21 protein-coding genes are annotated in these 17,847 nt (G+C 45.7%); 9 read left to right on the top strand and 12 right to left on the bottom strand.

Going from position 1 to position 17,847, the window contains the following annotated elements:
* Positions 1-99: 99 nt before the first annotated feature.
* The 3 genes from EDD70_RS10855 to rplM form a co-directional block, all read right to left on the bottom strand.
* Positions 100-1,146, bottom strand: a complete 1,047-nt coding sequence (locus EDD70_RS10855) for a 3D domain-containing protein (RefSeq protein WP_092755138.1) — start codon at positions 1,144-1,146, stop codon at positions 100-102.
* Positions 1,147-1,680: 534 nt separating this feature from the next.
* Positions 1,681-2,082 carry a 30S ribosomal protein S9 gene (rpsI, locus tag EDD70_RS10860; RefSeq protein WP_092755141.1) on the bottom strand — a complete coding sequence of 134 codons (402 nt, stop codon included), beginning with the start codon at positions 2,080-2,082 and terminating at the stop codon, positions 1,681-1,683.
* An 18-nt stretch (positions 2,083-2,100) separates the two neighbouring features.
* Positions 2,101-2,529 carry a 50S ribosomal protein L13 gene (rplM, locus tag EDD70_RS10865; protein WP_092755144.1) on the bottom strand — a complete coding sequence of 143 codons (429 nt, stop codon included), beginning with the start codon at positions 2,527-2,529 and terminating at the stop codon, positions 2,101-2,103.
* A 306-nt stretch (positions 2,530-2,835) separates the two neighbouring features.
* Between rplM and EDD70_RS10870 the strand changes: the two genes are divergently transcribed.
* The gene (locus EDD70_RS10870) at positions 2,836-3,546 is read left to right on the top strand and encodes a tRNA 2-thiocytidine biosynthesis TtcA family protein (RefSeq protein ID WP_092755147.1); all 711 of its coding nucleotides are present in this window, start codon (positions 2,836-2,838) and stop codon (positions 3,544-3,546) included.
* A 66-nt stretch (positions 3,547-3,612) separates the two neighbouring features.
* On the opposite strand, the gene EDD70_RS10875 is transcribed toward EDD70_RS10870, so the two are convergent.
* Positions 3,613-3,801 carry a helix-turn-helix domain-containing protein gene (locus tag EDD70_RS10875; RefSeq protein WP_092755150.1) on the bottom strand — a complete coding sequence of 63 codons (189 nt, stop codon included), beginning with the start codon at positions 3,799-3,801 and terminating at the stop codon, positions 3,613-3,615.
* A gap of 29 nt (positions 3,802-3,830) precedes the next feature.
* Positions 3,831-4,094, bottom strand: a complete 264-nt coding sequence (locus tag EDD70_RS10880) for a helix-turn-helix domain-containing protein (protein ID WP_242943153.1) — start codon at positions 4,092-4,094, stop codon at positions 3,831-3,833.
* 101 nt (positions 4,095-4,195) lie between these two features.
* On the opposite strand from EDD70_RS10880, the gene EDD70_RS14960 reads away from it, so the two are divergent.
* Together EDD70_RS14960 and EDD70_RS15150 are read left to right on the top strand one after the other, a co-directional pair.
* Entirely contained in the window at positions 4,196-4,348 is a 153-nt protein-coding gene (locus EDD70_RS14960; protein WP_162840901.1) for a hypothetical protein, read from the top strand.
* 179 nt (positions 4,349-4,527) lie between these two features.
* Entirely contained in the window at positions 4,528-6,063 is a 1,536-nt protein-coding gene (locus EDD70_RS15150) for a hypothetical protein (RefSeq protein ID WP_242943154.1), read from the top strand.
* Positions 6,064-6,075: 12 nt separating this feature from the next.
* Here EDD70_RS15150 and EDD70_RS10890 read toward each other — a convergent pair whose 3' ends face one another.
* The 7 genes from EDD70_RS10890 to EDD70_RS10920 form a co-directional block, all read right to left on the bottom strand.
* Positions 6,076-6,918, bottom strand: a complete 843-nt coding sequence (locus tag EDD70_RS10890; protein WP_092755153.1) for an HAD family hydrolase — start codon at positions 6,916-6,918, stop codon at positions 6,076-6,078.
* Entirely contained in the window at positions 6,915-7,628 is a 714-nt protein-coding gene (locus tag EDD70_RS10895; RefSeq protein WP_092755156.1) for a hypothetical protein, read from the bottom strand. The genes EDD70_RS10890 and EDD70_RS10895 overlap by 4 nt, the downstream gene beginning before the upstream one ends.
* Positions 7,625-8,932, bottom strand: coding sequence for a MurT ligase domain-containing protein (locus EDD70_RS10900; protein ID WP_162840902.1), 1,308 nt, complete (start codon positions 8,930-8,932; stop codon positions 7,625-7,627). Before EDD70_RS10900 ends, EDD70_RS10895 begins: the two co-directional genes overlap by 4 nt.
* 249 nt (positions 8,933-9,181) lie before the next feature.
* Entirely contained in the window at positions 9,182-9,790 is a 609-nt protein-coding gene (locus EDD70_RS10905) for a DUF3267 domain-containing protein (RefSeq protein WP_092755162.1), read from the bottom strand.
* 88 nt (positions 9,791-9,878) lie between these two features.
* Positions 9,879-10,379, bottom strand: coding sequence for a shikimate kinase (locus EDD70_RS10910; RefSeq protein WP_092755165.1), 501 nt, complete (start codon positions 10,377-10,379; stop codon positions 9,879-9,881).
* A gap of 24 nt (positions 10,380-10,403) precedes the next feature.
* Positions 10,404-11,258, bottom strand: coding sequence for a shikimate dehydrogenase family protein (locus EDD70_RS10915; RefSeq protein ID WP_092755168.1), 855 nt, complete (start codon positions 11,256-11,258; stop codon positions 10,404-10,406).
* Positions 11,259-11,320: 62 nt separating this feature from the next.
* Positions 11,321-12,244 (bottom strand): ACP S-malonyltransferase, encoded by a 924-nt coding sequence (locus EDD70_RS10920; protein WP_162840903.1) that lies wholly within the window; start codon positions 12,242-12,244, stop codon positions 11,321-11,323.
* A 197-nt stretch (positions 12,245-12,441) separates the two neighbouring features.
* Between EDD70_RS10920 and EDD70_RS10925 the strand changes: the two genes are divergently transcribed.
* The 6 genes from EDD70_RS10925 to fabZ all read left to right on the top strand — a co-directional run bounded on the left by EDD70_RS10925 (position 12,442) and on the right by fabZ (position 17,784).
* Positions 12,442-13,437 (top strand): beta-ketoacyl-ACP synthase III, encoded by a 996-nt coding sequence (locus tag EDD70_RS10925; RefSeq protein ID WP_092755174.1) that lies wholly within the window; start codon positions 12,442-12,444, stop codon positions 13,435-13,437.
* A gap of 125 nt (positions 13,438-13,562) precedes the next feature.
* Positions 13,563-14,744, top strand: a complete 1,182-nt coding sequence (gene fabV / locus EDD70_RS10930) for an enoyl-ACP reductase FabV (protein WP_092755177.1) — start codon at positions 13,563-13,565, stop codon at positions 14,742-14,744.
* A gap of 28 nt (positions 14,745-14,772) precedes the next feature.
* On the top strand, positions 14,773-15,501 hold the full coding sequence (gene fabG / locus EDD70_RS10935) for a 3-oxoacyl-[acyl-carrier-protein] reductase (protein WP_092755180.1): 729 nt from the start codon (positions 14,773-14,775) through the stop codon (positions 15,499-15,501).
* A 101-nt stretch (positions 15,502-15,602) separates the two neighbouring features.
* Positions 15,603-16,844, top strand: a complete 1,242-nt coding sequence (fabF, locus tag EDD70_RS10940) for a beta-ketoacyl-ACP synthase II (protein WP_092755183.1) — start codon at positions 15,603-15,605, stop codon at positions 16,842-16,844.
* An 18-nt stretch (positions 16,845-16,862) separates the two neighbouring features.
* Complete coding sequence (gene accB, locus EDD70_RS10945; RefSeq protein WP_092755186.1) at positions 16,863-17,321, top strand: acetyl-CoA carboxylase biotin carboxyl carrier protein; 459 nt, start codon at positions 16,863-16,865, stop codon at positions 17,319-17,321.
* Positions 17,322-17,331: 10 nt separating this feature from the next.
* A complete protein-coding gene (gene fabZ, locus EDD70_RS10950; protein WP_092755189.1) occupies positions 17,332-17,784 on the top strand; it encodes a 3-hydroxyacyl-ACP dehydratase FabZ in 453 nt (150 codons plus the stop codon).
* The last annotated feature ends 63 nt before the right edge of the window (positions 17,785-17,847 follow it).

Genomic DNA, 17,847 nt, shown 5'->3' on the forward strand with positions numbered 1-17,847 from the left:
TATTTTTCCCGAAAAATCCTAAAGAATACATATCAAAAGGCACAAACATGCTACTGCATATTTGTGCCTTTTTGCTCTGATAGCGGATGAATTCCGCTGTTACTCTAAGACATAAACGTTAACGTTTTTAACACCGTTAAGCTGGCTTTCACGGTAGGATTCGTAATACAGGTCAACGTCTATAATGCCTTTCATCAATGCAACTCCTGTATCGGATGCAATTGCATAACCGTATACAAAGCTTCCGTCAGCCGAAGTAATATACAACTTGGAATTATACGGAATAACATTGGGGTTTACGGCAACATGCCCGTAGAACAAGTCGTTGCCGGATGCGCCGTATGCACCGTTACCGGCGCTGTATGCGGTTGCGCGTGCACCCTTTATTACTTTTTTGTATTTGGTGGGTGCGTTGTTTACAATGCTGTAGCCAAAGTTCAAATCGGATACCGGTACTTTTGCACCGACCAGTGCCACCTGTGTAACAGGGCGTACGGTAATGTTTTCGGCAATGAGGGTAGATTCTTCCACAACCCCGTCAATGGTGCGCTCCGAGTAAGTTTTCACCAGTTTGCCGTTCCTCCCGCTTTGCAGTATCTCACTGCGCCCGGGGCGGAGCAAAGGGGTTCGTTTTTCTACACGCTCAAAGGGGATGTCCTCTTCCACCTCAGTATTGCGGTATTTGACGCGATTGATGACAACTTTGTCTCCTTCTTTCACAAAGGTAGACAGCGGGATGTTGATGATATCTTCATTGTTCATCTCTACACCCGCGAGCTTCATTGCATCGCGCACTGTTCCGTTTACCATCGAAACAGCTTTGGTTCTGCCATCTGCCGTAATGCTGACGGGAAATGCTCTTTTGATGTATACCTCCGCAACATTATCTTTGAAGCCTTTAAACTCGATCATGTCGACAGGTTTTGTGGTTATGCCTTGGTTTACAAGTATTTGGTTGATATCGTCCTCAGCGGTATGAACGAGGATGGTTTGGTCTTGCTTGTCATCATGAATATAAACTGTATTGATGGTGGCCGATGTTGCATAAACAGTCATCGACAGCAGTGCTGCAAGAAGTCCCACTGCAAAGATACGTGATTTAAAAAAATTCAATACAGAGAATACCCATTTTAAAATGGTTCTCATACAAATCTCCTTTGGTTTTAATTCTCAAGACAGTTTCCGTTTAAAAGCAAATTTGTTACAAACGAAAAAAGCTTAACCTGCAAAATATGCATTTGGAATTAAGTTCCTTGAGTGTATTTTTACCAGAGCAGTTGTCATTATATTCAATGAAAATCAGATTGTCAACTTTTTGTAAACTTAAAAAAGCGCATGGATAGGCGGTTTTTAGAGAAAAAGAGCGCGATTTATAAGGAAATAGCAACAAAAATGAATATAATTGAACCAATAATTCATCATAATAAACAAAATTTATGGGCGCGGTTTGTTCACATAATGCACAACATAAGTCGACAAACTCGACATTTTTTTGATGTGAACGACAATGTTTTTGGAAATCAATTGGAAATGGTTACAATACGGTAAGATGGTAAAAAGATTATTCTTGCTGCAAAATCATTAAAACGCAAAAGAAAAAGGGTAACAGACATGGTGTCTGTTACCCTTGGTTGTCTCGTAAGTGGCATATCCATTTCCCAAAATATGAGAAATAAATAATTATCTCTTGGAGAACTGAGGAGCGCGACGAGCTGCTTTGAGTCCGTACTTTTTACGCTCTTTCATACGAGGATCACGAGTTAAGAAGCCTGCTTTTTTCAGGATAGGTCTTACCTCATCACCTGTCTGAAGCAGTGCACGGGAAAGACCGTGGCGGATAGCACCTGCCTGGCCTGTAACGCCGCCGCCTGCAACAGTGGTTTCAATATCGTATTTGCCCATTGCATCAAGCAAAGCAAGAGGCTGACGAACGATGAGTTTCAGTGTATCGAGACCAAAGTAATCGTCAATATCTCTGCCGTTGATTTTGATGGAGCCTGTACCGTTCGGGTAGACTCTTACACGAGCAACGGAATGTTTTCTTCTGCCGGTGCCGTAAAAATATGGTTTAGAATCGTACATAGTATTGCCTCCTCCTTATTATAATGTCCACGCTTCGGGTTTTTGCGCGGCATGCTCATGTGCAGAACCTTTGTAAATTCTGCAACGGGTAAGCTGTGTGCGACCCAGCGCGGTGTCGGGAACCATGCCTTTAACAGCTAACATCATAGCTTTTTCGGGGTTCTCAGCCATCAATTTGGAGTATTTTACTTCTCTCAAACCGCCTACCCAGCCGGTGTGACGGTAGTAAACCTTTTGCTCTAATTTTTTACCAGTCAAAACAGCCTCAGCAGCGTTGATGATGATAACATGATCACCGCAATCAGCATGAGGAGCAAAGGTTACTTTGTGTTTGCCGCGCAGCAGATGCGCAGCGGTTGCAGCGGTGTGACCCAGGGGTTTGCCCGCAGCATCAAGCACATACCATTTACGACTTGCAGCGTCGGGTTTTGGCATATAAGTTGACATAAATTCTACCTCCTAGAAATAATCCTTTAAGTTTTTATCAGTGTCCGCCCATCGCCTGCGCTCGCGGCTCGGGCGTGGAACAACAAGGTACATTATAGTATGGACAGAGGTGATTGTCAATACTTTTCGCTAAATTTTTAATATACAATCTGTAATCTCTCGTTATCTCACGTTTTTGGGCTTAATCTCTTCTATACTTCCTCGCCGTTTCAAAAATATGCACTTGATATTCCTATCAAATCACTGTAGAATAAATACAGCAAAAACACGAAAAATCCTACTTATACATGAAACGGAGCATTTAATATGCAAAAAATGATTGGATATATGAGAAAAGCAATTACCGATTACCATATGCTTGAAAACGGCGACAGTGTTGCGGTGGGTGTTTCGGGCGGTAAAGATTCGGTCACCCTGCTGTGCGGGCTTGCAAAACTGCGAAGCATTTTGGGTATCGACTATAAAGTGGTGGCAATTACATTAGACCCCGGCTTTGGTGGTGAACAAACAGATTATTCCCCCATTCAAAAACTTTGCAATGAATTGGATGTGCCTTACATTATAAAGAGGACGCAAATCGGTGAGGTTGTGTTTGATATTCGTAAGGAGGAAAACCCTTGCAGCCTGTGCGCCAGAATGCGCCGCGGTGCGCTGCACGATGCTGCGATTGAGGCGGGCTGTAACAAGGTGGCGTTGGGGCACCATTACGACGATGCAATCGAAACATTTATGATGAACCTGTTTAACGAGGGCAGGGTGGGGTGTTTTCAGCCGGTAACCTATCTTTCGCGCAAAAACATTACGATGATTCGTCCGATGGTTTATGCCCCCGAAAAGGACATAAAAAGCGCAGTGAACCGCTGTGAATTGCCTGTGGTAAAAAGCAAGTGCCCTGCCGACGGCGTTACCGAGCGCACCCGTATGAAAGAATATCTTGTTAATTTAGACCATGAGCACCGCGGAATTAAAAAGCGCATTTTCGGCGCCATGGTGCGCGGGCATGTTTCGGGTTGGTAAGCAGAACACGGATATTAACATTTGTCTATACCAAAAATAAAGCGGGATGCTTTTAAGCATCCCGCTTTATTTTATTTCTTGCTCTAAATGCTCTAAATTATCAAATTCAGCACTGGTGAAAAACTCGCCCAATGTTATCTCCAAACCATCGCAAATTTTTTTAATCGTAGTGATTCGCACATCTTTTCTGGTGGGATCCATTAAACTGTACACCGTAGACGGGGTAAGCCCGCAAAGGTTAGATAATTCATTTATTTTAGACGATAAGCACCGATATTACGATGTCATGTGTTATTACCATTGTTTTTTTCTTCAAATTCGAGTACATCTGAAACATTACATTTTAGCACGCAACAAACACGAGCCAAGATATCCAAATCAAGCTTTTCTAAAGTTCCTGCATAAAGTCGGTCGGCAACTTCAAAACGAGCACCTATCAAAGTAGCAAGACGATTTCGCGTAATTCCACGGCTGTCCATAACCTCTTTAAACTTTAAACGTATTCTGCCGTAATCTTTTATAGTAATCAATCCATCAACAATATCCACATAAACACCTCAAGTACATACTATCTGTATAGTAGAGTATTGACAATTCCGTTATAAATAGTTACTATGTATATAGTATAAAATGTGAAGGGAGCATTAAAATGCCTGACTATCAAAAAATGTATCATGTATTGTTTAACCAAATAACCAATACCATTGAGGATTTGCAACGGGTACAACAGCAAACAGAGGAACTTTACGTCTGTGCCCAAGAGCTTGCCCCATCATTGCCGACGGAGCAGGATGTTCGGTAAGGATTGCAGCAAAACTCAACAAAAAGCAAGAAGAAAGCCATCTAACGCATGCAGATGGCTTTCTTTTTTCTGATTATTTCAAAATTTTCTGTAAAAATATAGTAAATATAGTATAATAAGAGATATTACAATGTAAAGCACGGTTAGTAAACAATAATTTGAATTCGAGGTGTTATGTTATGCGACAGACCATATCCAAAGTATTCACGCTTACTTTAGCATTGGTATTGTTCCTCTCCGTGGCTGCTTGCGGTTCAAAGGCAGAAAGTGAGCAGACAATATCGCAAAGTGAACAGTCTCCATCACAAAGCGAGCAGTTATCTTCCGATGATTCAATTGAACCAAGTGAGCCAAATACCGATAAAAGCAGTTTGTCGAGCAGTCAACCTGTTGTATTGTCGAGTGAAAGCGCCTCATCCTCAACAGAAACAGAAATGGACGAACAAGAGAGCATCCAATACGATTTTTACAGTTGGAACCCTGCGGATTACACCTATCATCGTATGAATTACCGTGATGACAGCGAAAAACTGCGCACTTTGCTGTTAAGCCTAAAGCAAGATGAAACTGCGGTACCCGATAAAAACAGCAAAGAGAAGCTTGGTTTTTTGGTATATATGGAAGATGGCTCGAAAAGCACCTATTACATTACCCCCACGCAGCTATATGATAAAGACGAGCATGCGCTGAAAGCAACTGCCGAGCAATGCCAAAAGCTGTACGATGCCGCAAAACAATGCAACATTAAATATAAAGGCATACCACAGTGGCTTGTTTATATGAGTTTGGAACGCATTACAGAAGTTCGCTTTAAAAGGGCGGCTCAAGATAATGTAGATGAGGATATTTCTTTTGTTACAAAAGATAAAGATGCAATTGAAAGTATATGGCGGGTACTGCGTAATGTTAAAGTAGAGCCCGGATGTACCAAACGTGCTGAATTTAATTTTGATGCGCTTGCAGATTTAATGACGATGAGTTTAACGTTTGATTCGGGAGTTACTTACGATATATTTTTGCAGGGAAAAGCTCTCGGAATTAAATCCAGCGATATAGGTTATACCCTAAGCTACACGGTTCTTTTTGAACAAGATAAGCTGAGAACCGTTGCAGAAGATATCCATTGTAAACTCACCAACACTGCCCCCAGTAAGGAAAAAGACAACCCCGATACTGGCAAACCTGTTATTTACCTATACCCAACTACTAAAACCGATGTTGCCGTAAAACTTAATTTTGGCGGAGAATTATGGTACACCTACCCTGCCTATAACAACGGTTGGCATGTCACCGCCTACCCCGATGGAAGGTTGATAAACAAAGCGGATGGAACAGAACATTTTTATCTGTTTTGGGATGGAAACTCGGATACCAAATGGCGTTTTGATGAGGGATTTTGCGTAGCAGGCAGCGAATTGGAAGCCTTTTTACGTGAAAAACTTGCTTTTATGGGGCTTACTCCGCGCGAATACAACGATTTTATAACATTTTGGGTACCCAAGTTACAGGGTAATGCGTATAACCTAATTACCTTTTCCACCACACAATACGAACAGTTTGCGCCGCTTACGGTTACCCCAAAACCCGATTCGGTTCTGCGTGTGCACATGGTATACAAAGCACTCGAGCATCCTGTTTCTATCCCAGAGCAAAAGCTGACAGCTTTTGAGCGCAAAGGTTTTACGCTTGTAGAGTGGGGCGGTTCACGCGCATAGAAAAAGCGGGCATCATTTGATGTCCGCTTTTTTATAATCTTCTCGTATAAATTCTGCAACTGCATCGTTGTAATTGTACCCGATAACCGCGGTTGCTGCCTGTTTTGCTGCATCCACGGCATTTGCAACAGCATAGCTGCGGTCGGCAGTGTGCATCATGTCTACATCGTTGTAGTTATCGCCAAAGCAAACCGCCTCACTGGCACCGCTATACTGTTTGAGGTAACGCAGTGCGCTTGCCTTGCTTGCGCTTGCGTCAAATATTTCTAAAAACCAAATGCCCTCCACAAAGTCTTTATACATTAATATGTTAAGCCCTTGGGTAACCGTTTTAAGTTCGTCGCAGATGGGCAAAAGCTGTTCGTATGTACCGGTCATGCTAAAAAAGATGACATCCCGTACGCCGAGCAGAGACTGAAAGGTGTCTACCATCTCGAACTTTTTCAGCCCGCTGGATTTGCGCTCGTCACAAAACTTCTGTTGAAATTGGGTTGAAAAGCATTTGTAGTTGGCATAAAGCTGGTTTTGTGCAAACGTGAATACGTAGGCAGTCTGCCCGTATTTGTCCATCACATCCATTACCGTTGCAGCGTTTACGTTATCTATTGCAATATGGTGCGTATAAGTGTGAGTATGAGTATCAAACATCAGTACGCCGTTCATTAAAGCAACGGGCAGATGAAAGTGAATGTCGCTTAGCTTTTCCATAGCCGATGCAGCCGAGCGGGCGGTGGCAACGCTGAACAGCGCACCTTGGTCTATCAATTGGTTGATAATTTTTGCCGAATGCTCGGACACTGCGGATTGCTTATTTAAGAGGGTGCCGTCTAAATCGGTGATGTATAGGGTGCTCATAAAGTAAATTCCTTTAGCGTTAAATCCAAAGCCTTTTGCTCAAGGGTACTGTCAATTTCACGGTAGTCATCCACTGCAAGGCGTTGCAAAATTGTATTCAACAGGTGCGGGTTTTTCACCAAAACGGGGCCAAGCTGCCATGTGCCAAAGTAGTTGTTCAGCAGGTTGCCCTCGTGTGCTGCTTCGGTTTCGTTGTCGCCCGCGCCGGTGTGTACATCAAACAGAAAATCGCCGGTGTTGCCGTCGATATGGGCGGTGCGGTTGATAAACCCGTAGCCGTTGGTATCGGGCGCAAATACAGGGCTTGCAACCACATCGCTGATAAACACATTGCCTGTTTCGCGTGCGGTATAATCAAACAAACCTATGCCTTGATAGGCTGCGCCGTCATATCCGGTAAAGCTTTTGCCAAACAGCAGGCGCGCATTGCCTGTTACGAGGAACACCACGCCGCTTTCTATTGCTTGTTTTGCCTGTTCGGCATACTTATAAAAGTGCTCGCTTGCCTTTGCAAGGTTCTTTGCCTTTCCGGGCCCGATATAAATCATATGATAAAGAGAAAAATCAAGGTTATCGCCAATGCTCAAACGGCTTACTTTTGTTTGGATTTCCATTTTGTTCAGACGGTCGCAGATAATAGTCAGGTTGCCGCTGTCGCCGTAGAGGTCCAGCAAGTCATCGTAAAGCCACAGGATATTGACACTGTTCATTTGCTGATTACCTCCAAAATAGAATTTGCGTCGTAAAGCTCGGTTAAAATACAGATGCTGCCCTTGGTTTCATCAACCACAGGCTTGATATTTGTCACTTCACGCTCAACCTTAATAGCCTCATCGGCAAAGCCGGCAAGCTTTAAGCGCACGGCAAGGTCGTAAGCGCGCGGGCCGGTACATACCACAGAGTGCACTTTGCCCAGCAGGCGTTCAAAGCTGATATCATAAAGCCATGTGGTGTCGCGATGGCCGGTGTGGTTGATGTTGTTTACCAGTGCCACCACGGTTTTTTCACCCGGCAGCTCTAATACATAGCTGATGGACTGGTCGAACGATACAGGGTTTTGGTTTTTGGACAGAATCATAATGGCGGTTCTGTCGCCCACTTTAAATTCATCGTAACGCTGTTTCATTACACGAAAACGCGAAACTGACGCACATACTTTATTGATATCCAACCCCATTTCGCAGCATGCAGCCACAGCGGCTGTCATATTCAAAAGGTTAAACGGCGGGCGGTAATCGGTGCACACCGAAATGCCGTTTATCTTGAATTCGCCGCTTGCAAAATCTACGTTTGTGGCAAAATATTTAGCCTCAGGGGTTTGGTAACCGCACGCAAGGCAAGTAAACTGCCCGATGTGATTGTAATGAAAAAAGTCATAACGCATTCTGCCAAAACATTTGGGGCAAACTTTTGCGTCGTGGGTGATGTTGGGGCAGTCAAAGGTAGATTGCGGGGTTCTGTCCATCCCATAGTAAACGCGCTCGTTTTGGGGCGCGAGGTTGCCGCTGATCGGGTCGTTCGCGTTGAGTATCAGCTTTACCGAGGGCTTAATTGCTTCGTGCAGTTTTTCGATGATGACATCGATGTTGCCGTTGCGGGTAAGCTGGTCGCGGAACAAATTGGTACACAAAAGATAATCGGGTGAAAAAAACTTAAAAATAAGGCGGGAGAAACGCTCATCCACCTCAAGCACGACAAAGTCTTCAGATATAACACCGCCAAAGCTCGATGCAGTAAGCAAAGTGGTTGCCACACCGCCTGTGAGGTTGCTGCCTTTTGCGTTGTTGGCAACCTTGTAGCCTTGGTCGGTGAGGATGTGTGCCAGCATATTGGCTGTGGTTGTTTTGCCGTTGCTGCCCGTAACGGCTATCACCTTGCCTTTAAACTGAAATCTGCCCATCATATCGGGGCAAATTTTCATTGCAAATTCGCCGGGGAGATTGGTAGCTTTGCCCACATATTTGCCTAGGAAATGTATCAGCTTGCCAACCAGTAAAGCCAGTTTGAATCTCATAGTATGTCCACTCCGAATCAGGCGGAGAAAGCTTGTCTCCGTCCGTAATTTATACCGTTTATTATAGCACATTATGGGCATGCACAAAAGCTTGAAAGGTAAAATTCACAAAAATGTAACTGTATCATTTATTTTGTCGATAAAATAGAGTTTGGTTTTGTCAAAATTATTTTGTATCAATAATTGGTTCTATAACAAAAAGCAGAAAGCGAATAGCTCTCTGCTTTTTTAACCTAGCAAAATTATTCATTATTTTGTAAATGCAACAAAACCGCATTCGGTAGGATGATCGATAATACAAGCCTTGCGGTATTTCAGCAGCATCAGCGCAATGGTTGTGTCACCGCCGGCGGCAAGGATGTTAAACAAACTGAGCGTAAGTAACAGGAGATTGCCTCGAACATACGCAACGCCGAACCATACAATGCCCAAGATGAAAAACGGCATCAGCCCGCCCAGCAAATAGCTTTTAAAATTCAGCGGTTCTTTGCAGGTGCAATAAGGGGTGAGTGAGCGCCACATAAAGCCTAAGTGGATGCTTTTCCAACCATCTTTGCAAAAAAGCGCCCATGTTAAGCCGTGCAGCAGTTCATGCACAAATATGCAGATTAATGAAATTGTCAAAAAAACCAAAGGTGCCCATATGGTAAATGTAAAACTGGTTACCTTCCATTTTAGCATATATAAAAAGAAGCAAACAAATGCAACAGGGCCTGCCGTAACTAAAGCCATAACATTTGCTTTTAGCACCGAAATGGTTTTGTTGTGTTTAGTATAACCTTGCAGCAGCATTTCGTTGCATACCTTATTATATTGCTCGATTCTAATTTGTTCTTCGCGATTTTTTTGTTTTGACATATGGAATACCTTTTCTTTACTAAAAATTGAATTAAAATTACGCTGCATTGCAAAGTTTTCAACATAGTGCAGTGCTCTTTGTTGAAAACTAAAGCAGCGAGTGGATAATTGCCTTTGCGGCATCTTTAGGGGTGTGCTGGTTAAAAACCTCAATATTGCAGATGTTTCGATATACAGGCAAACGTTGATTGTACAATTCTTCCAGTTCATCACGGGTGCACCTTTGCACAATCGGGCGGTCGCTGTTTTTAATGCGGTCGTAACAAAGGTGAAATTCGCTGTTCACAAACACAATTGTGCCGCTTTGCTGTGCAAGCTGCACATTGCGCTCGCGCATCAATGCACCGCCGCCGGTTGCAAGTACCTGCCCTTCTCCCCTGCACAGCTCGGCAAGCACTTTTGTCTCCAATTCTCGAAAGCCTTCTTCCCCTCGTTCTGCAAATATCTCAGGGATAGACATACCGGTTACAAACTCAATTCGCTCGTCCATATCTACAAAATCGTAGAAGATACGCGATGCAAGCTCTTTGCCCACCGTTGTTTTACCGCAGCCCATAAAGCCGCAGAGGATAATGTTTTTTCGCTGCATGGTTAATCCTCCAGCCAAAGGCACTTACTGTGCACTGAATTTTTTATCAACCGTTTGAGCCATCTCGTTGATAAGCGCATGAATATCATTTGCGTCATAATCTGCGTTATCCCAAATTTGATGAGCCTTTACCGCCTGCCATACCAGCATTGCCATGCCGCCCGCAACTTTGCACCCTGCCTTTTTGGCTTCGTGCATCAGTTTGGTAACGGTAGGGTTGTAGACAGAGTCGAACACATATTCGCATTGGGGAAGCAGGGCGGCATCAACCGCCATCGTGTCTACTTTAGGGTACATGCCTGCAGGAGTGGCATTGATCAGCAGATGATAGCTCTCGCTTTGCAAATGCAGTTTGGCAATATCTGCAATACGCACCTGTGCGTTGGGGTTTTGCGCCCGGATATCGGACTGTACGCGCCGGGCAAGTTCTATTCCGCTTTCGCGCACTGCAATGGTAACCTGTGCGCCGCAGAGTGCCGACTCAATGGCGAACATTCTGCCCACACCCCCTGCACCAAGTACACACACACTGCCTGAAAGGGATGCCCCCATTTGCTCAATCGATTTGCGAAAACCATAGCAATCGGTGTTGTAGCCAATGTATTTACTGCCGCAGCTTACCACATTCAGTGCCTTGTAACGTTTTGCGGTTTCATCCAGTTCATCCATGTACGCCAAAAGCTCTACCTTATGGGGGATGGTAACATTAAACCCCGCAAGGGCTTTGAGCATAGGCATTTTAGTCTCCAGCTCTTCGGGTGGGATTTCGTAAATATCGTAGTCACCGTCGTGTCCGCTCAATTCAAACAATCTTTTATGGATGGGCGGCGACATGGTATGCCCCAGAGGGTAACCGAGAATGCCGAATTTTTTTGTCATGATATCTGCTCCAATCTGTAAGCACTGGTACTACTGGCAATTAAGAACCCTCCATAATAATATTACAACAGTTCAAAAGCTTTTTCCAGTGCTTTGGGGCTGTCAATATTTGCTGCGGTACACCCTTTTATTGTCTTTTTCACCAAGCCTGTCAATACTTTGCTTGGTCCAAGCTCCAGATAGGTGCTTATTCCCGCCGCCTGCATCGCGTTTAGTTCATCCACAAAGCGTACGGGCGAAACCATTTGTTTTGCCAAATAATCGGGCAGGTTCGAAAAATCGGTACTTTCGCTGCCGGTTACATTGCAGAAAAATCTTGCCGAAGGGGTATGGTTATAGTCTAGCGTAAGCAAGCTTTCGCGCATGCGGTCGGCGGCATCTTTGAGCTTTTCGGTGTGGAACGGTACTTTTACGCCAAGCTGAATTGCCTTTGCGCCCTGCGCCTGTAAAAGCTCTGCAGCGGCTGCAGCGGCACTTGCATCACCCGAAATAACGGTTTGAGCGGGCGAATTGTAGTTGACGGCAAGCACAAAGCCGCCTGTTTTGGCGCATGCGGCTTCTACTGCGGCAGCATCGCACCCCAAGATAGCGTACATTGCACCGTTTAAGCTGCGCCCTGTCTCCTCCATATACTGCGAACGCCATTTCAGTGCGGTAAAGCCTTGTTCAAGGCTGAACACACCGCAAGCGGTAAGTGCCGCCATCTCGCCCAAAGAATGCCCCGCAAATGCCGCGGGTTGCGGCAACCTGGTTTTTACAACTTCGTATACACCCATCGACATGGCATAGATAAGGCGGTGAGATATTGCCGTACCGCTGATTTCTTCCATCGTGCCTTCGAACGACATTTTGGGTACATCAAAACCGAACATGTCGCTTGCGCATTCGTAAATGCGGCGGAACTCAGGGTATTGTGCGTACATCTCTTTGCCCATTCCGACAGATTGCGAGCCGGTACCACTGAATAAAAATGCTATATTGTTCATATTGTTTGTCCTTTCATCGGGTTTAAACAATTGGTAAATTGCTTCCATTAAGGATTGTTGCACATTTTTCACAAAAAATTTATTGACAGCCAGGCGATTAAAAGTTATTATCTAAAATAGATAAAGTGAAACAACTGTTACAAATTATTTGGTAATAGAATATCACTTTTAAAAGAATTTATCAAGGGGGAAGCGAATTGAAGGGAATTAAGATTGTTGCTACCGGCAAGTATCTGCCCCGAAATATTGTAAGTAACAATGACTTCTCGGAGATTGTAGAGACCTCCGACGAGTGGATCAGCCAAAGAACGGGTATGAAAAACCGCCACCTTACCAGCGGCGAACCAACATGGCTGATGGGTGCGTTGGCGGCGAAAGATGCACTTGCCAGCGGCGGAATTGACCCGAAGGAAATCGACCTTATTTTGATGACGTCGGTTACAGCAGATTATATGACGCCCTCTGCCGCTTGTATTATACAGGCAAACATTGGTGCCCAAAACGCCATTTGCATGGATGTGAATGCGGCTTGTTCGGGCTTTGTGTATGCACTGGATATGGCGCGGCGTTACCTTAATTTTGAAGACATCCGCCGTGTGCTGATTGTTTCGAGCGAAACGCTATCGAAAATCACCGATTACACCGACCGTGCCTCTTGCGTGCTGTTTGGTGATGCGGCAGGTGCCTGTGTGGTAGAAGCGGCAGATTCGATGTTTAGTTCCGACCTTGGGGCAGACGGTACCAAAGCACAGCTTTTGTACTGCAAAAACCCGTTAAAGATGAACAACCCGTTTATGAAACCTGAGTTGGTTCCCGAATACGAAGAGATCATCCACGCCGAAACAGATTATTTATATATGGACGGACGTGAAGTATACAAATTTGCGATAAAGGCAATGCCCAAGGCGATTGAAGCGGCGTGCCAAAAGGCAGGCATTCAGGTGCAGGACATCGACCTTATCATTCCGCATCAGGCGAACATCCGCATTGTGGAGACTGCTGCAAAAACACTAGGCGTACCCATGGAAAAGATGTATGTAAACCTCGAAAAGTACGGCAACACCTCCAGCGCATGCATCCCCATGTGCTTGGATGAAATCAGCAAAAACGGTTTGCTCAAACGCGGTCAAACCGTTGCAGTGGTGGGTTTTGGCGCGGGCGTTACCTATGCGGCGGCAGTGTTTAAATGGTAGCGGGCAACGCCCGCTTGTGAGCCGGAGACAGGTTAGCGGAAAAGGCAAGGTTGTAAATCACGAAGCCTTGGGGCACGATACCAAACAACAATCCATCAAATATGCAGTAGAGAGGATACGGACGAATGATTGTAGAACCAAAGGTAAGAGGTTTCATCTGCACCACCGCTCATGCAGCGGGTTGCAGAGAAAATGTGAAAAGGCAGATAGATTATGTAAAGTCACAGCCCAAAGTGGATGGTGCAAAAAAAGTGCTGGTCATCGGTGCATCTACCGGATATGGTCTTGCGTCCCGCATCAGTGCGGCATTTGGCTGCGGGGCAGCTACCATCGGCATTATTTTTGATAAAGAGGCAAACGGAAATCGAACCGCAAGTGCAGGCTGGTACAACACTGCAGCGTTCGAAGAGTTTGCACAGCAGGATGGTATTTATGCAAAAACTATCAACGGCGATGCTTTTTCGCAAGAGATAAAAGACAAGACCATTGCACTGATAAAGAAAGACCTCGGCAAAGTGGACCTGATTGTGTACAGCCTTGCATCCCCGCGCAGAACCGATACAGACGGCACGGTTTACTCTTCGGTGCTTAAAACCACAGGTGCGCCGTACACCAACAAAACCATCGATCTGCGCACCAACATGATTTCTGAAATCACCATCCCAAGTGCCACGGAAGAAGAAATTGCAGCAACGGTAAAAGTAATGGGCGGTGAGGACTGGAAAGACTGGATAACAGCGCTCAAAGCGGCAGATGTGATTGAGGACGGCGCAATGACGGTTGCCTATTCGTATATCGGGCCCGCACTTACCCACCCAATGTACCTTAACGGTTCTATTGGTATGGCGAAAAAGCACCTTTATAAAACCGCCGATGGAATTAACAGCCAGATTGCCGGCGTAAAAGCTTATGTTTCGGTGAACAAGGCATTGGTAACACAATCCAGTTCTGCAATTCCGGTGGTTCCGCTGTACATTTCCATCTTGTATAAGGTGATGAAAGCAAAGGGCACCCATGAAGGATGTATTGAGCAGATGTATCGCCTGCTGCATGAAAGGCTTTATGCACCACAGCTTGCGGTAGACGAACAGGGGCTTATCCGCATTGATGATTGGGAGATGCGCCAGGATGTGCAGGATGAAGTAACCGTATTGTGGCAGAGTATCTGCGACGAAAATGTTAAATTACATGCCGATATTGACGGCTACTGGGAAGATTTTTATCAGATGTTCGGTTTTCACTTCCCGAACATCTGTTACAGCGATGAGATTGAAATCGATGTGAAAATCCCCAGCATAAACGAGTGATTGAATACTATAACAAGGGGTGTCTGTAATGGCTAGAACAGCATTGATAACCGGTTCTGCAACCGGTATTGGCAAGGCAGTTGCTTTAAAGCTTGCCTCGCAGGGCTACAACATTGCGGTAAATTCGCTTAACGAATCAGGCGAACAAACCGCGAAAGAATGCAGAGAATTAGGCGTTGAAAGCGAAAACTTTATTGCCGACGTTACAAATTTTGAACAGTGCGCCGAGATGGTAAAAGCCGTTGTCAAGCGTTTTGGCAGTTTGGACGTACTTGTAAACAACGCGGGAATTACAAAAGACGGGCTGCTGCCCCGCATGAGCGAAGAAAATTTTGATGCGGTAATCAACGTCAACCTCAAAGGGGTGTTTAATATGTGCCGCCACGCAAGCGGCGTGATGATTAAACAGCGCGGCGGCAGAATCATCAACGTCAGCTCGGTGGCGGGCGTTTACGGCAATGCAGGGCAGTTCAACTACTCTGCATCCAAAGCAGGTGTTGTTGGTATGACCAAAACTGCGGCAAAAGAGCTGGGCGGCAGAGGGATTACCGTTAACGCAGTTGCACCCGGTTTTATACAAACTGCCATGACCGATGTATTGCCCGAGAAAACCAAAGAAATGATGCTTGAGCAGATTGCCTTGGGGCGGTTTGGCAAGCCGGAAGATGTTGCCGCGGCAATTGCATTTTTTGCAAGTGAAGAAGCAGGCTACATTACCGGGCAGGTGCTTGTGATCGACGGCTGCATCAGAATGTAACCCATCGATTGGCAGGCAGTATTAACAGCATGCAAAACAGATGACGTAAGGTAAGAATAGATAACCCGCAAACCGATTGAAAGTTACGGAGGTTAGAATAGATGAAAAGAGTGGTTATTACAGGAGCGGGGGTGCTTTCCCCTGTCGGCAACTCAGTTGAAGAGTTCTGGGGCTCGCTAAAGGCGGGCAAACATGGCATATCCGAGATAACAGGATATAAAAGTACAACCCTTACCACCAAACTGGCGGCAGAGATTAAAAATTTTGACCCCACCGAGTTTGGTATCGACAAAAAAAGTGCCCGCCGTATGGACCGTTACTGCCAGTTTGCGGTTGCGGCATCCAAAATGGCTGTAAAAGATGCGGGTACAACGTTTGAAGACCTCGACCCGTTTCGTGTAGGTGTCATTATCGGCAGCGGCATCGGCGGGCTGAACAGCATCGATGAAGAGCACACAAAGTACCTCCAAAAGGGCGCAAACCGCATTTCGGTATTTTTTATCCCGATGATGATTTCTAATATGGCGGCAGGTACGGTTGCGATGGAATATGGCTTTAAAGGAGTAAACTTTTGTGCTGTAACAGCCTGTGCATCGGGTGCGCACGCCATTGGTGAGGCATACCGCAACATCAAGCACGGGTATCTTGATGCAGCAATTACAGGCGGTGCCGAGGCAGCAATTTGCGAATTTGGTATGGGCGGTTTTGAAAATATGGGTGCTCTTTGCACCGCAACCGACCCCGACCGTGCCTCTATTCCGTTTGACAAAGAGCGCAACGGCTTTGTTATGGGCGAGGGCGCAGGTATTTTGGTACTGGAAGAATACGAGCACGCGGTAAAACGCGGTGCAAAAATATACGCTGAAATTGTGGGCTACGGTGCAACCGCAGATGCGTACCATATCACCAGCCCCGACCCGGCTGCACAAGGCCCTATGATTGCGATGAAACTTGCCGTGGATGAGGCGGGAATTGCACCCGACAAGGTAGGTTACATCAATGCACACGGCACCTCCACCGGCCCCAATGATTCCTGCGAAACCAAGGCAATCAAACTGCTGATGGGTGAGGCGGCAAACAAAGTAGCAGTCAGCTCCACCAAAAGCATGACAGGGCACCTGTTGGGTGCAGCGGGTGGCGTTGAGGCAATTGCATCTGCTTTGGCACTGAAAGAAGGCATTCTGCCCCCAACCATCGGTTATAAAGTACCCGATGAGGAATGCGACCTCGATTATATCACCGAGGGTGCAAGGGCATCTGAGGTACATTATGCGCTTTCCAACTCGCTGGGTTTCGGCGGGCACAATGCATCCCTTTGTTTTAAAAAGTATATTGCGGAATAAGCGGAATGAGAGGTTATTATGGCGTATACAACAAAAGAAATCATTGAACTGATGGAAAAAGCAGCACAGTTGGGTGTGAGTGTTGAGGTTACCGGCAGTGATTTTACCGTTAAAATCGACGGCAAAGCAGAACATATTTATGCCGTACCCTCTGCAGAGCTGCCGCAAGCAGCGCCTGCTTCTACCAATATTCAGGCAACGGTAATCAATCCCGCACCCGAGCTGACAAAAGCAGAAGAAAACGGCATCGTTGTAAAATCTCCCATTGTGGGAACCTACTATTCATCCCCTGCGCCGGACAAAGACGCATTTATTACGGTAGGCAAAACCGTAAAAAAAGGGGATGTGCTGTTCATTATCGAATCGATGAAGCTGATGAACGAGGTAACAAGCGAGTACAACGGTGTGGTAAAAGAAATATTGGTAGGCAACGGGCAGGCGGTCGAATTCGGCCAGCCGATCCTTGTCTTGGAATAGGAGAAAAAGGATGGCTTTATTAAATCAAGAACAAATTAAAGAGATTATCCCCCACCGCGACCCGTTTTTGCTCATCGATGAAATTACCGAGTTAGAGCCGGGCGTGCGTGTGGTAGGCAAAAAAACGCTGAAACCCGATGAATTTTGGTTTCAGGGGCACTTCCCGCAAGAGCCGGTTCAGCCCGGTGTGCTAACGGTAGAAATGCTGGCGCAGGCAGGCGCGGTATGTGTGCTCTCTATGCCCCAAAACAAAGGCAGGGTGGCTTACTTTGCGGGCATTGACAAGGCAAAGTTCAGGCGTAAAATCTTACCGGGCGAAACCATTACCCTAGAGGTTGAAATGATTAAGATGCGCAATTCAGTTGGGGTAGGCAAGGGAGTTGCCAGTGTAAACGGCGAGAAGGCGGTTTCGGCAGAATTTACCTTTGCACTGGGTGCTCCGGCGGAGAATGCGGGCAAATAGTTTGATAAAGAAATTTATTATAAACCCGCGTACCGAATACTAGATTTTGCTGAAAGGGCATAC

Source organism: Hydrogenoanaerobacterium saccharovorans (assembly GCF_003814745.1).
Taxonomy (GTDB): Bacteria; Bacillota; Clostridia; order Oscillospirales; family Ruminococcaceae; genus Hydrogenoanaerobacterium; species Hydrogenoanaerobacterium saccharovorans.